11 protein-coding genes and 1 pseudogene are annotated in these 14751 nt (G+C 37.7%); 11 read left to right on the top strand and 1 reads right to left on the bottom strand.

The features are described 5' to 3' along the window. Positions 1-61: 61 nt before the first annotated feature. Complete coding sequence (rseP, locus tag OZP13_RS16345) at positions 62-1408, bottom strand: RIP metalloprotease RseP (protein ID WP_281297870.1); 1347 nt, start codon at positions 1406-1408, stop codon at positions 62-64. 447 nt (positions 1409-1855) lie between these two features. On the opposite strand from rseP, the gene OZP13_RS16350 reads away from it, so the two are divergent. The 11 genes and pseudogenes from OZP13_RS16350 to OZP13_RS16400 all read left to right on the top strand — a co-directional run bounded on the left by OZP13_RS16350 (position 1856) and on the right by OZP13_RS16400 (position 14698). Further along, positions 1856-2923, top strand: coding sequence for an NADH:flavin oxidoreductase/NADH oxidase (locus OZP13_RS16350; RefSeq protein WP_281297871.1), 1068 nt, complete (start codon positions 1856-1858; stop codon positions 2921-2923). Between the two features lie 141 nt (positions 2924-3064). Next, positions 3065-4108: a Gfo/Idh/MocA family oxidoreductase gene (locus OZP13_RS16355; protein WP_281297872.1), complete on the top strand. Its 1044-nt coding sequence runs from the start codon at positions 3065-3067 to the stop codon at positions 4106-4108. Positions 4109-4408: 300 nt separating this feature from the next. Further along, the gene (locus tag OZP13_RS16360) at positions 4409-5620 is read left to right on the top strand and encodes an MFS transporter (RefSeq protein ID WP_281297873.1); all 1212 of its coding nucleotides are present in this window, start codon (positions 4409-4411) and stop codon (positions 5618-5620) included. Between the two features lie 159 nt (positions 5621-5779). Next, the gene (locus OZP13_RS16365) at positions 5780-6646 is read left to right on the top strand and encodes a hypothetical protein (RefSeq protein ID WP_281297874.1); all 867 of its coding nucleotides are present in this window, start codon (positions 5780-5782) and stop codon (positions 6644-6646) included. 98 nt (positions 6647-6744) lie between these two features. Then, positions 6745-7977 carry a GTPase HflX gene (gene hflX / locus OZP13_RS16370; protein WP_281297875.1) on the top strand — a complete coding sequence of 411 codons (1233 nt, stop codon included), beginning with the start codon at positions 6745-6747 and terminating at the stop codon, positions 7975-7977. Between the two features lie 207 nt (positions 7978-8184). Next, entirely contained in the window at positions 8185-9216 is a 1032-nt protein-coding gene (locus OZP13_RS16375) for a hypothetical protein (protein WP_281297876.1), read from the top strand. A 51-nt stretch (positions 9217-9267) separates the two neighbouring features. Next, positions 9268-9384, top strand: a pseudogene (locus tag OZP13_RS16380) (type II toxin-antitoxin system RelE/ParE family toxin); the annotation flags it as partial. A gap of 2 nt (positions 9385-9386) precedes the next feature. Further along, positions 9387-9677: a helix-turn-helix transcriptional regulator gene (locus OZP13_RS16385; RefSeq protein ID WP_281297877.1), complete on the top strand. Its 291-nt coding sequence runs from the start codon at positions 9387-9389 to the stop codon at positions 9675-9677. 221 nt (positions 9678-9898) lie between these two features. Next, positions 9899-10864 (top strand): L-threonine 3-dehydrogenase, encoded by a 966-nt coding sequence (locus tag OZP13_RS16390; protein ID WP_281297878.1) that lies wholly within the window; start codon positions 9899-9901, stop codon positions 10862-10864. A gap of 27 nt (positions 10865-10891) precedes the next feature. Continuing rightward, a complete protein-coding gene (locus OZP13_RS16395; RefSeq protein ID WP_281297879.1) occupies positions 10892-12934 on the top strand; it encodes a M3 family metallopeptidase in 2043 nt (680 codons plus the stop codon). Positions 12935-12967: 33 nt separating this feature from the next. Next, on the top strand, positions 12968-14698 hold the full coding sequence (locus tag OZP13_RS16400) for a DUF885 domain-containing protein (protein ID WP_281297880.1): 1731 nt from the start codon (positions 12968-12970) through the stop codon (positions 14696-14698). The last annotated feature ends 53 nt before the right edge of the window (positions 14699-14751 follow it).

The raw sequence follows: 14751 nt of genomic DNA on the forward strand, positions 1-14751 counted from the left end.
TGGCAAAGATAGTGCTAAATTTGTTTTTTCCAAGCAAAATTTTAAAATTTTTTAAAAAAATTTACTTCCCGACGATTGCCTTGTAGATGTCATTCCCGTTGGCAAACAACAACAAAGTTATAAGTAAAAAGAAACCAACCATTTGCGCATTCTCCAGGAACTTGTCGCTCGGTTTTTTGCCGCTAATCATTTCGTATAATAAAAATATTACATGCCCACCATCAAGGGCAGGAATTGGCAATAAATTCATCACGCCAAGCATAATCGACAATAAAGCGGTGATGCTCCAGAAAACTTCCCAGCTCCAAGAATTGGGGAAAACATTATAAATGGCTGCAAATCCACCCACGCCTTTATAAGCACCAGTACTAGGATTGAAAATCTTTTGTAATTGTCCTCCGTACTCAATCAATTGGTTTTTACCTTTTTCAATTCCCACAGGGATTGATTCAAAAAAGCTATAATTTTCTTGGGTAAATTTATAATATCCTAATTTTTCAAGGTTGTCTTCTTTCAAAGATCCTAAAGAAACTCCCAGTTTTCCTTGGGCGTTCACTTCAACAGTAATTGGAGTTTCTTTTAGTTTTCTTAAAACAATTCCGTTGATTTTTTTTCCTTTATTAGCTTCTAAGATTGCAGCAGCTTGGTCAAAATACTTTACAGAGATTCCGTTAAGCGAAACAAAAATATCTTTCTCTTTTAGTTGTTCTTTGTTTTTAGAATTATCAGCTAATCCGCCAACTACAAAGGGCATTCTAAGCGTAATAATGTTTTTCTTGTTTTCGTCAATAAATTGTCCAATAAAATTAACGGGTAGGTCAATTTCTTTTTCTTCTCCGTTTCTATTAATAACAACTTTTTTAGACATCAAAATACTTGAACTAACTGAAGGAACAAAACGGTCTATTTTTTTTCCATCAATTGACACTATTTTATCTCCAGTTTTTATTCCAGCTTTTTCTACCACAGGATTAGTTACCCAAATTCCATCTTTTAAAGATTCATTTTTGATATAGTAATCCCCATAAGCATACGCCATCCCGATGTAAATGATGAATGCCAAGATGAAGTTTACGGTAACCCCGCCCAACATGATAATCAAACGTTGCCAAGCCGGTTTCGAACGGAATTCCCAAGGTTGCGGAGGCAAAGCCATTTGCTCTTTGTCCATGCTTTCGTCAATCATTCCCGAAATTTTCACGTAACCACCCAGCGGCAGCCAACCAATTCCGTATTCGGTTTCGCCAATTTTCTTTTTAAGCAAGGAAAATTTAACGTCAAAAAATAAGTAGAATTTTTCTACTCGGGTTTTAAATATTTTGGCAGGAATAAAATGTCCTAATTCGTGTAGTATAATCAGTAATGATAAGCTCAATAAAAATTGAGAAAGCTTGATAACTATTTCCATTTCTTTGTCATTGCGAGGAACGAAGCAATCTCGTCCTCTTTATTAATTTAAATTGTATAACGGACAAAAGTAAGGTTTTCTATTTTAGTTGCAAAGGTTTCCTTTTTGCCCAGACGATAAAAATTTGTTAATAAATGCGTTATTCCCTTTTAATCTTTGTTGCTTCTCCCGTAACTTTACTTTTTGAAACTCGATTTTTTGAGTCAACGTTTCCATTTTTCTTATCAAACACTCTTAAAAAGAATTGTCGAATTTTTAAAAACAAAAGGATTGAAATACATAGAATCATGGAAAAAAGAGTTTGATAGCCCAATTCTTGGGTTCACATGGCTATGATTTTCTCTAATAAAGTGAAACGCCTCCATTGAATTAATCAAAACTATGTTTCTATGTGTTTAAAAAATATAGATTGAACTTAACCCAACAGATTAACTAAAATCCATTTTTATGGCATCAAAATTATTTTCACCGCTCCAAATAAAAAGCCTCAGTTTCAAAAACAGGATTACCATTTCGCCAATGTGCCAATATTCCGCAATTGATGGTTTTGCCAACGATTGGCATCTCGTGCATTTGGGAAGTCGAGCCAGTGGCGGAGCGGCTTTAATCATTCAGGAAGCGACTTCGGTTTCTCCCAAAGGGCGAATTTCTCCCTCAGATTTGGGTCTTTGGAAAGATGAACATATCGAAAAATTGCAAGCCATCAACCAGTTTATACTTTCTCAAAAGGCAATTCCTGGAATCCAGTTGGCGCACGCCGGAAGAAAAGCAAGTATGTCCGAACCTTGGAACGGCAACAAAAGATTGGACGAATTCAATGGAGGTTGGAATCCAGTTGCCCCAAGTGCCGTTGGTTATCATTCGAACGAAAAACCACCCATTGCCTTGGACGAAATTGGAATCCAAAAAGTAATTTCCGATTTTAAATCGGCGACCAAAAGAGCAGTTCAAGCCGGTTTTCAAGTGGTCGAAATTCACGCTGCCCACGGCTATTTGTTGCACCAGTTTTTGTCGCCTTTGTCCAATGCAAGAACCGATGAATACGGCGGCAGTTTCCAAAACAGGATTCGTTTGGTGTTGGAAGTCCTTGAAGCAGTTCAATCGGAATGGCCAGAAAATTTGCCCTTGTTCGTCAGAATCTCTGCCACGGATTGGGCGGATGGCGGTTGGAATATCGAGGAATCCGTACAACTTTGTCAACTATTGAAAGAGAAAGGAGTCGATTTGATAGACGTTTCCTCGGGCGGATTGGTATCGTACCAAGAGATTCCTGTTGGACCGGGTTATCAAGTTCCTTTTGCCGAAAGAATTAAAAATGAAACGGGAATTTTGACGGGAGCCGTGGGTTTAATCACCGAATCATCACAAGCGGAAGCTATCGTTACCGAAGGAAAAGCAGACTTAGTTTTGTTTGCCAGGGAATCCTTGAGAAAACCAAACTTGGCCTTGGATTTTGCCAAAGAACTAGGAGTTGATGTATCTTGGCCAAAACAATACGAAAGAGCAAAAATATAATTACCCAAAAATTCAAACACGAATTACACGAATTTTCACGAATTGAAAGGAAAAAACATCGATAGTTTGTGCAATTTTTAAGACAAACAAATTCGTGCTAATTCGTGAAATTCGTGTCAACCTTTTTAAAATAAACAAAAAATGCAAAAAATAAAAACAGCACTCTTGTCTTACGGAATGTCGGGAAAAGTTTTTCACGCACCATTTTTGGAACTTCATCCCGGTTTTGAACTTTTGGGTTCTTGGGAAAGAAGCAAAAAATTGATACAAAAAGATTATCCCGAAGTGACAAGTTTTCCTAGTCTGGAATCGATTTTGGAAGACAAATCCATCGATTTGGTTATCGTCAACACGCCAATTGACACCCATTTCGAGTATGCCAAAAAAGTGTTGCTGGCCGGAAAACACGCCATTGTCGAAAAAGCATTCACGTCAAATGTTGCCGAAGCACAAGAATTGGCGGCCTTGGCCAAAGAAAAAGGATTGAAATTGTCCGTTTTTCAAAACCGAAGATGGGACAGCGAACTCAAAACCGTGAAGAAAATCCTTGACGACAAGTTGTTGGGCGAAATTGTCGAAGCCGAATTTCATTTTGATCGTTACAATCCTGTTTTGAGTCCAAAAGTACACAAGGAAACCATCAATTCCGGATCGGGAATTTTGAAGGATTTGGGACCACACATTATTGACCAAGCCTTGTATTTGTTTGGGTTGCCCAATGCCGTTTTTGCCGATATCCGCATCACGAGGGAACATTCTTTGGTCGATGATTATTTGGATATTTTGCTGTATTATCCGAATCTAAGAGTGCGATTGAAAGCCGGATTTTTTGTGCGGGAACCCAATCCTTCCTATGTGGTTCACGGCAAGAAAGGATCGTTTTTGAAATCGCGTGGCGATGTGCAGGAAGACGAATTGAAACTGGGTAAAAAACCCAATTTAACCAATTGGGGAACCGAACAAGAAGGTCAAGAAGGATTGTTGCATACGGAAATCGACGGCAAAATCATCAAGGAAAAAGTGCCGACGCTTCAAGGTAATTATTGCGATTATTTTGACGGTCTTTACCATGCTATTGTCAATGATAAATCCGAACCCGTAACTAGCCAAGACGGCGTAAACGTGATGCGAATTATTGATGCGGCCATCCAGAGCAACGAACAAATGAAAGCAATCAATTTATAACGAGACGATACTTAACTATGGCTTAATTATTTCAGCCACGAATTACACGAATTTTCACAAATTTTTTAAAATTAAAAAGGAATTCGTAAAATTTTTATAACAATGGAATTTGTGTAAATTCGTGGAATTCGTGGCAAAATTTTATTAAGTAATGGTGTTCTTAAAAATTTAGGCCGCTTAGCGGGCGGTCTTTAATTATAAACAATAACGTTATAAGGTTCCGTTAAAAAAAAGCCAACACCAAGCAGAAACAGATTGATTTTGTACTTTTGCAGATTCAATTTTTTAAAACCAATTGTTTTGATAGATTTAGACTTTTTAACCCGATTCAAGACCAAAGGAAAGTACAAAAAAAACTATAGAGATGCGAAAGCCTCTTATTTGGTAAGGATTCGTTGGGCAGTGTCACTTTTTTATTTTGCCATGGGTTTGTGTTTTGCCACTTGGGCAAGCCGGATTCCGCATATTAAAGCGGCGTTGGGCTTGAGCGATGGCCAATTGGGAACGATTCTTTTTGCGTTGCCGGTGGGCCAGTTGACGATGATGTATTTTTCGGGAAAACTGGTGACTCGTTTTGGCAGCCACCGCATTCTGCCTTTTTCCATCTTGATGTATGCTTTTAGTTTGACTAATTTGGGATTGGCCACCAATGCTTGGCAACTGGCTCTAGGATTATATCTCTTTGGAATCTTTGGCAACCTGACGAACATATCCGTAAATACCCAAGGCATTTATACCGAAGGACTTTTCAAAAGAACCATTATGTCTTCGTTTCACGGAATGTGGAGTTTGGCAGGATTTACGGGAGCTTTGGTAGGTTTGGGGATGTTGGCGTTGGATTTGGGTACGTATTCGCATTTTTTGATTGTTGCTTTTGTCGCCTTTTTGTTGATTGCCTTTAATTTCAAATTTTTGATAAAAGCCAAAGAAACCATTCGAGCCGAAAAGAAAAAAGGATTCCGAAAACCGGACAAGACCTTGGTTTTGCTTGGCGTAATTGGGTTTTGCAGCATGGCCAGCGAAGGCATCATGTTTGACTGGAGCGGCGTGTTTTTCAAGGACATTGTCAAAGTTCCGGGTGCATTGGTGGTTTTGGGTTACACTTCTTTTATGATCATGATGGCCAGCGGCCGATTTATTGGAGATCGTTTTATTCATAGATTTGGACGAAAACGAGTAATGCAATTCAGTGGCATCATGATTTCAACGGGTTTCTTCACGGCCGTACTATTTCCTTTTATCATTCCGTCAACCCTTGCTTTTATGCTTATCGGATTGGGTGTTTCTACCGTGGTTCCCACTTTGTACAGCATTGCGGGAAAACATCCAACGATCCCGACAGGTGAAGCATTGACGGCAGTTTCCAGCGTGAGTTTCCTCGGATTTTTGATGGGACCACCCGTTATTGGCTACATCGCCGAATTGTCGAGTTTGCGATTTTCATTCGCTTTTATAGGTATTTTTGGATTTGCGATTGCCCTGATGGTGTCTCGGATTAAAGCCATTGAATAATTGGTAAATCTATTTTTCTTTAGCTAAAAACTTGTAAATCAAGCCGCAATTTATTTGATGTCATAAAAATCATTGGTGTCTATTAATTTTCAGGATTAAAACTATTTTCCATTGATGTTTTTTGTATTTTGGCAATCCCTAAATAACAATAAATGTCCTATGAAAACCTACCTTATTGCCATCTTTATGTTGGTCTTTTCCTATTTGGCACAAAGCCAAACCCAAGAAAAATCGGTTCAGTTAAAACAAATAAACATAGTAAAAACCAATTATCGCGATTTCAAAAGTGGTGAGATTGTAAATAAAAAGATTTCATTTCAAGACGGTAAACTATTATCCATTAAAACATCTGACGTGATTCAAAACTTTTTTTACAACCAAAAAGGATTGTTGGATCGAAGCGTCAAAGAAAAGGAAGGAAGTAATTGGAAAGAGGTTATAAACTATGCTTATGACGAAAACAATCGATTGATAAAATTTGGCAAAAAATACCAAGAAGGGGCTGAATTTGTTACTAAAACGGTAACTATAACGTATCAAGGTGCTAGAGTAAAAGTAATTACCCAAAAAAGCACCACCAAAGAAGCAATAATTGATAATATTGAATATATTGTCGAGAATGGTCTTGTGGTCAGACGTTCTTCAAGAGATCGAAACGAACAAATTATCAATAAAACAGAGTATATTTATACAAATGGCAATATCGTTCGACATACAGGGTTGTTAGGCGACAAATCTGTAAAATATTATACTTTCGACGATAAAAATTCGCCAGAATTATTGTTGGTAAAAAGCGTATTTGGCGAAAACTATAAAGTTATTGTTCCATTGGTTTCTTTTCACGAAGAAGAATTTAACTTTCAAATGATTTCTGAGGCCAATGAATTGAGTTATAGAACCACGGCCATAAAAGATATAGTTAAAAGCGGAAAATATAAATACAATGAACTAAATTATCCAACATCCTTTTCCCTTTCAGAAGAGGGCGGAAGGGTGAAAACTGTAAAAACTTATTTTTATGAGTAAACGTATTCCGTTTCTTCGTCAGATGACAAAATAAAACCTTTAATGAGATTGGTTATAAGTCCACTGCAAATCATTAAATTTGTGGCTTATTATATATTATGTTAGAAAAAGAAGTAATCAATTTTGAAAAAACGGCCATTGTTGGCATCGTTACCCAAAACCAAGGAGAGGATAAACTCAACGAGTATCTGGACGAATTGGAGTTTTTGACTTTTACCGCTGGAGGCGAAGTGGTCAAACGTTTTTGGCAAAAAATGGACAAACCCAATCCCAAAACATTTTTGGGAACAGGAAAAATAGACGAGATTAACCTTTATGTAAAGGAAAATGATATCTCGACCTTGATATTTGATGATGAATTAACGCCTTCGCAGCAAAAAAATATTTCCAAAATCATAGACTGCAAAATTCTCGATAGAACCAATCTTATCCTGGATATTTTTGCCCAAAGAGCCGAAACCTCTTATGCCAGAACCCAAGTGGAATTGGCACAATGCATCTATTTGTTGCCAAGATTATCAGGACTTTGGACACACTTGGAACGTCAAAAAGGGGGAATCGGGATGCGTGGACCGGGAGAAACGGAGATCGAAACCGACAGACGTATTGTTCGTGACCGAATTGCGTTGTTGAAAGAAAAAATAAAAGCCATCGACAAGCAAATGGGAACCCAAAGAGGCAATCGCGGAGCCATGGTTCGTGTGGCCTTGGTGGGTTATACCAATGTGGGGAAATCGACTTTGATGAACGCCATTGGCAAAAGCGATGTTTTCGTGGAGAACAAACTTTTCGCCACCTTGGACACAACCGTTCGAAAAGTGGTGATTAAAAACTTGCCTTTCCTGCTTTCGGACACGGTGGGTTTTATTCGAAAATTGCCGACACAACTGGTGGATTCCTTCAAAAGTACATTGGATGAGGTTCGCGAAGCCGATTTGCTCTTGCACGTTGTCGATATTTCGCATCCCGATTTCGAAGATCATATTGAGTCGGTAAACCAAACTTTGGCAGACATCAAGGCCAAAGACAAACCTATTCTTATGGTTTTCAACAAGATTGACGCCTACAAACATTTGACCATTGACGAAGATGATTTAATGACCGAGAAAACGCCAAGGCATTTCACCCTCGAAGAATGGAAAACCACTTGGATGCACCGTGTGGGCGAAGAAAACGCCTTATTTATTTCGGCAGCCAACAAAGAAAATTTCGAGGATTTCCGGGAACGGGTTTACGAAGCCGTGCGACAAATTCACATCACGCGCTTTCCCTATAACAAGTTTTTGTATCCCGATTACAAGGATGCCGTGGAAAAAGAAGAGAAAGAATAATTCTTCCAAAATATAAAGTACAACAATCCCTTTTGAGTTTTCAAGAGGGATTTTTTTTTGGAATGCGCTAGGTTTTTCAAATGATTTGTAAGAAAAAATGAATATATTTGAATCAAAATAATGTGTAATAAAATCACATATATTTACCCTAATCTGGGTGGCTCTGTGTGATTTTGTCACACATACAAACGAGTTAGCAGACATTTCATGAAACATAACTGGCAACAAACATTCAAAGATTTTCCAGAAATTCCTCCAGAAAAAAGATGGCAGGAAAACTCGTTAATGTCAACTGAGCAAGAAATTGCGATGAAATTTTTAAACCAACAACATATTTCTAAAAAAGAAGAGGAAACTTTTAAAGAAATCCTTCAATTTTATAAAGTTCTGAACGAAAAATTACAAAGTTTAGATTACACATCTTTATCGGATGTTGAAAGAGAATTATTTAAAGGATACATTTTATATGCTTTTAATTATTTACCAATTATTTCAAACAATCTAACGATTTTCACAACTTATCGCATGGTAATAAATGAATCAGTTTTAGATAACAATGAAAGAATCACTAACTCAAAATATTTAAAACACCCTACGTTAGAAATAGTTCAAAAGACTAGACGTTACAATAGAGCAAATTCAACAAATACAACTGCTTTTTATTCATCTGAGTCGATTGACACAAACCTTAAGGAGTTAAGACCTCCACTTAATAAACTAATAACAATAGGCGTTTGGCGCCCAAAATCTAATCGTAAATTCCTATCATATGCGATTTCACATGGCAAAGAAGCGATTAAAAATAATGTAGGTGTTGCTAAAGCAACTAAAGCATTTGAAGAACTTAAACCATATAATTCTCCGCTTTTTATTGAATACATTGAAAATTATTTTAATTTACTTGGTAGAGAATTTTCAAAAACCGTTTCTCACCATTCAGAATATTTAATGAGTTCAACTTTCTCAGAACTAATACTTCATGGCAAAGGCAGTGATATTAATTTTGAATGTATAATCTATCCTAGTGTCGGCAATAATTTCAAAACTGATAATATTGCTATGCGTACAGATGTATTTGAGAACGATTTTTATTTGGAGAAAGTAATTGAATTTGAGGTAACAGAAGCATTTTATGATGATCCATCCATTGCTGACGAAGCTGATGAGATTACCTTAGCAGATGTCACAAAAGTTTCTATTACAACTGAAATTGATAAAGATGGCAATATTAAGTGGTAGAAGAAACGCCTGCTAATACTTGCTACAAGCGATTTGGGCAATTGGCTTAATGGAAAATTGGTGATTTTACTTAATGGTTTTCAAAAGAAAACGCAAAAAACACCAAAAAATGAAATTGAAAGAGCATTGCGCTTAATGACAAAATATTACAACGAAAAATCTAAATAATTATGGAAACTAAAAGTTGGACAACTATTAAAAACGAGGTTTACGGAGAAAAAGGAACCGAAAGACGTGATGAACTTGAGAGAGAATCCCAAGGTTTTAAAATTGGTTTACTTTTGAAAAAAGCTCGTGAAGAAAAAAAATTGACACAATCTGAATTGGGTGATTTAGTTGAAAAAAAGAGAGAATATATTTCCAGAATTGAAAATAACGGAAGTAATTTAACGCTCAAAACTTTATATGACATCGTTGAAAAAGGTCTTGGAGGAAAAGTAAAAATCCAAATCGAAATATAGCAACAGCTGCAAATGATAATATTATTCAAAACAAAAGACCCTTAACAATCTCGCTAAAGGTCTTTTTTTTTATTGCATTTGATTTAAAATTGCAATCCAACAAGCACAAAATCCAAACCAAGAAATTAGTTTCATTTTTGTATGTTTTCTGTAAATTTGTTATATTTTTACAAACTTTTAGTGTTTACGAAAAGGTAACTTTACATTTCTAAATCATCGATATGAATCCCAAAATACTGATTATAGGTGCTTGCGGGCAAATTGGAACAGAGTTAACCCATAAACTTCGAATGCTGTACGGCATCGAAAATGTCGTTGCTGCCGATATTCGAAAGTTGAACAACGACATCGTGAATTCGGGTATTTTTGAAGTGGTGAATGCCTTGGATTTTAACCAGATTCAGCATCTTGTCGAAATTCACCAAATTACCGACGTGTATTTGATGGCGGCATTGCTATCGGCAACAGCCGAAAAGAATCCATCGTTTGCTTGGGATTTGAACATGAATTCCTTGTTTCACGTTTTGAATTTGGCCAAAGCCAAGCAAATAAAAAAAGTATTCTGGCCATCGAGCATTGCCGTTTTTGGTCCAAACACGCCACGTGAAAACACGCCCCAATACACGATCACGGAACCTTCAACAGTGTACGGAATCAGTAAACTGGCGGGCGAAAGATGGTGTGAGTATTACAATTCCCATTTTGGCGTCGATGTGCGAAGTGTTCGTTATCCTGGACTGATTAGTTGGTCAACGCCTCCGGGCGGAGGAACGACGGATTATGCGGTAGACATTTACCACAAAGCCTTGAGCGACCAGAAATACGAATGTTTTTTGTCGGCGGAAACCAAAATGCCGATGATGTATATGGATGACGCTATTGACGCCACCATTCGAATCATGCAAGCTCCAGCGGAACAAATCAAGATTCGGTCTTCCTATAATCTGGCCGCAATGAGTTTTACGCCTACAGAAATTGCTGCCGAAATCCAAAAACACATTCCAGAATTTACCATTTCCTACCAACCCGATTTCCGTCAAACCATCGCCGATAGTTGGCCAGCCAGCATTGATGATAGTCGTGCGAGGGAAGATTGGAACTGGCATCACGAGTTTAATCTTGAAAGCATGACGGTCGACATGCTGAAAAATCTAAATTCAACACAACCCAAAAATTATCACGTATAGAATTCAAACCAACAAAAATTATAATTAATGAAAAAACTATTTTTCCTCGGCTTATTGATCATGGGTGGCCTTGTTCAAGCACAAAATAGCACGACAAACATCCTTTTGAGGCACGACAACAAGCCTATAGATTTTACAAAAATAAATGACACTACCATAAAAGATGCCGTAGCAGTGGTTATTAAATCTTCGGACGAAAAAATCAAGAACTTGGTGGCTGTTAAAAAACAAACCGTTTCCAACACCTTGGTTGCTTATGACAATTTACAATATGAATTGGCCGATTTATCGATGAAAATTGGCTTGATTCAATCAACATTTTCAAACGAAGTCATTCGAAATTCGGCATACACAGAAAGCGAAAAACTATCGGTTTATGGCAGCAATATTGGTTTAAACGAACCTTTGTACAAAGCCTTGAAAAAGTTTTCGACCCAAAAAGGTCTTGTCCTTACAGTGAAACAGAAAAAGTTTTTGTCGGAAGTACTGTTGTCTTTCGAGAAAAACGGAATGAAGCTGAGTGCCGCCGACAGAAAACCATTGGAAGAAATCAACAATCAACTCATCAAATTAGGAAATGCATTCGACAAAAACATCGCCGAAAGCAAAGACAGCTTGACTTTTACCGAATTGGAATTAAAGGGAATCGATGCGGAATCGCTTCAATCCTGGAAACGACCAAACGGCAAATACGTGGTGCACGTGAATGGTCCCAACGTGATAAAAATTACGGATAACGCAGAAAATGCCAAAACTAGAAAAGCTTTTGGTTTGCATTACAATAACAGGGCTTATCCTCAGAACATAGCGGTTTTGGATAGTTTGTTGTATTACAGAAATGTGTATGCCCAAAAATTGGGATTTTCTTCCTATGCGGCTTATTCGCTAATTGATAAAATGGCGGCAAAACCCGAAAATGTTTGGGCTTTTGAAAATGATTTAATCAAAAAATTGACGCCTTTGGTTACTGACGAAATTAAAACGCTAACAGCCTTCAAAAAAGAAGTGAGCCCAACAGAATCCGACACTTTGCAGTCTTGGGATTTTGCTTATTACAGCAAAAAAATGCTCAATGCCAAGTATCAATTGGACAATGACGAGGTGAAAAAATACTTTGAAATGAACAACACTTTGGCAGGAATGTTCAAGGTATATGAAACCGTATTGGGCATCCAGATAAAACCGGCAACCAACATGCCGGTTTGGGACAGCAAAGTGAAAACGTATGAAATCTGGAGCGAAGGAAAAAAAATGGGAAGTTTTTATTTGGATTTATTTCCAAGAGCCAACAAATACACGCATTTTGCTTGTTTCCCGATGAGTCAATATTCGAAAAAAGGAACAGTTGAAATCCTGCCACAAGCAGCGCTTATTTGTAATTTTCCGGAAGGAACCGCCACGGAACCATCATTGTTGCCACACAACAACGTGGTCACGATGTTTCATGAATTTGGGCATTTGGTGCATTGGTTGTTGGGTCATTCTGAGATTGCTTCCCAAAATTCATTTGGCATAAAAGGCGATTTTGTCGAAGCGCCTTCGCAGTTTTTGGAGAATTGGTGTTGGGAGTACGATGCCTTGAAACTCTTTGCCAAGCATTATAAAACAGGAGAAACCCTGCCAAAAGATTTGTTCGACAAAATGAAACAAACACAGCGGGTAAATGTGGGAAGTTTTTACATCAGACAAGTAAGTTTGGGACTTACCGACTTTACTTATGAGGACAAATACGAGGAAACCAAGCAAAAAGGAGTTCTAAAAGTCTTCAAAGAAATAACATCCTTGAACCAAATGCCTTTTGACGACAACAATCACATGATTTGCAGTTTTGGTCATTTGAGCGGTTATGGAGCCAATTATTACGGGTATTTATGGTCCAAAGTGTATGCGCAAGACATGTTTTCTGTTTTCAAAAAGAACGGCGTCATGGATACGGCAACGGGAATCAAATACAGAAAAGAAATTCTCGAAAAAGGATCGACCACGCCAGAAATTGAAATGGTAGAAAAGTTTTTGGGTAGAAAACCAAACTCGGATGCCTTTTTGGAATCGTTGGGCATTAAAAAATAATTAAGTTCACATTCACATATAATTACAATACAGATGAAAAAATACATTTTACTGGTGCTGGTTTTAGCTTTTTTTGGTTGCAATAAAAAGGATAAAAATGAGACTTTCGAAAAACTTTCCGAAGACTATTTGAAAGGCTATCTGGATTGGCGTCCACAATCGGGCGTTTCGTTTGGGCTTCACGAATACGACGGGAAAATTGCCAATTATAGCAAAACATCCATCGATGCCGAAATAGCAAGATTAAAAGATTTTGACAAGAAATTCTCCGAAATCGATTCGGCTTCCTTGAGCACGAAAGAATATTACGATTGGAAATTGTTGCGTTCGAACATCAAAAACGAATTGTTTTCTTTTGTAGATTTAAAAGTGTACAACAAAAATCCGATGACTTATGCCGGTTCCATTGACGTGAATATTTATGTCAAAAGAAATTTTGCACCCATCGAACAGCAAATCAAATCCATCATCGCCATCGAGAATGAAGCACCAAAATTTTATGAAGACGCCAAGGCAAACCTGCAAGATTCATTGGCGTTGCCACACATTCAATTAGCGATTCAAATTGCCAGAGGTTCGGCTTCATTCTTGGGAAAAGACCTTTTGGTGGCTTTGAAAGACGTTAAAAACGATTCCTTGATGAAGGCTTTCAACAGTGCCAATCAGAAAGCAATCGATGCCATAAACGGTTATGCCGACTTTCTGGAAAAAGAAAAATTGGGCAAAGCCCACAACAAGTACGCCATTGGCAAAGAAAATTATCAAAAAATGCTGTTGTATGGCGAAGGAATCACGATGTCTGCCGATGATATTTTAGCCATTGGCATGAAAGAATTAGCCAAAGAACAAGCTTCATTTGATGCTGCTGCCAAAATCATCAATCCCAACAAAAAACCGATTGATGTTTATAATGACATTCAAAAAGAGCATCCAACCGCTGCAAGTTTAATTCCCGATTCTAGAAAAAATCTGGAAGTCATTCGCCAATTTTTGATTGACAAAAAAATTGTAACAATGCCATCGGAAGTGCGCGTTAAATTGGAAGAAACGCCTCCTTTTGCGAGAGCCACAAGCACGGCATCGATGGATACTCCCGGTCCTTTTGAAACCAAAGCTACCGAGGCGTATTATTACATCACTCCTGTGGATCCAAAATGGACACCAAAACAGCAAGAAGACTGGTTGGCATCCTTTAATTATTACACGACCGATGTGGTTTCCATTCACGAAGCTTATCCAGGACATTACACCCAGTTTTTGCATTTGAATGCTTCGGATGCGACCAAAGTTCAAAAGATTTTTGGCAGTTATGCTTTTATTGAAGGCTATGCTCATTACACCGAAATAATGATGCTTGATGCTGGTTTTGGCAATGATGGTGATGCTGTTAAAGCCGCAAAATACCGAATTGCACAATCAGGCGATGCCCTTTTGCGCCTTTGTCGTTTAGTAGTTTCCATTAACATGCACTGCAAGGGAATGAATGTTGACCAAGCCACTACCTTTTTTATGGATAACTGGCATCAAGGTGAAAATCCTTCTCGTCAAGAAGCCATGCGCGGTACCTATGATCCAGGTTATTTGTTCTATACTTTGGGTAAATTGCAAATCCTAAAACTTCGTGAGGATTATAAAAAACAGGAAGGAGACAATTATAGTTTGCTAAAATTCAACGATGCGATGCTGGACAACGGAATGATGCCCATCCAAACGATGAGAGAAGTATTGTTGAAAGACAAAACGATTTGGAATAAAATTCTATAATCAACGACAGGGAAATGTTATTTATAAAAAAGGTCTGGTTCTACAATTTTAGA

The sequence above is a fragment of the Flavobacterium limnophilum genome, assembly GCF_027111315.2.
Lineage (GTDB): Bacteria > Bacteroidota > Bacteroidia > Flavobacteriales > Flavobacteriaceae > Flavobacterium > Flavobacterium limnophilum.

Coding starts and splice junctions, on each gene's coding strand:
- rseP (WP_281297870.1), bottom strand. CDS start 1,408: ATGGAAATAGTTATCAAGCTTTCTCAATTTTTATTGAGCTTATCATTA.
- OZP13_RS16350 (WP_281297871.1), top strand. CDS start 1,856: ATGGCATCAAAATTATTTTCACCGCTCCAAATAAAAAGCCTCAGTTTC.
- OZP13_RS16355 (WP_281297872.1), top strand. CDS start 3,065: ATGCAAAAAATAAAAACAGCACTCTTGTCTTACGGAATGTCGGGAAAA.
- OZP13_RS16365 (WP_281297874.1), top strand. CDS start 5,780: ATGAAAACCTACCTTATTGCCATCTTTATGTTGGTCTTTTCCTATTTG.
- hflX (WP_281297875.1), top strand. CDS start 6,745: ATGTTAGAAAAAGAAGTAATCAATTTTGAAAAAACGGCCATTGTTGGC.
- OZP13_RS16375 (WP_281297876.1), top strand. CDS start 8,185: ATGAAACATAACTGGCAACAAACATTCAAAGATTTTCCAGAAATTCCT.
- OZP13_RS16385 (WP_281297877.1), top strand. CDS start 9,387: ATGGAAACTAAAAGTTGGACAACTATTAAAAACGAGGTTTACGGAGAA.
- OZP13_RS16390 (WP_281297878.1), top strand. CDS start 9,899: ATGAATCCCAAAATACTGATTATAGGTGCTTGCGGGCAAATTGGAACA.
- OZP13_RS16395 (WP_281297879.1), top strand. CDS start 10,892: ATGAAAAAACTATTTTTCCTCGGCTTATTGATCATGGGTGGCCTTGTT.
- OZP13_RS16400 (WP_281297880.1), top strand. CDS start 12,968: ATGAAAAAATACATTTTACTGGTGCTGGTTTTAGCTTTTTTTGGTTGC.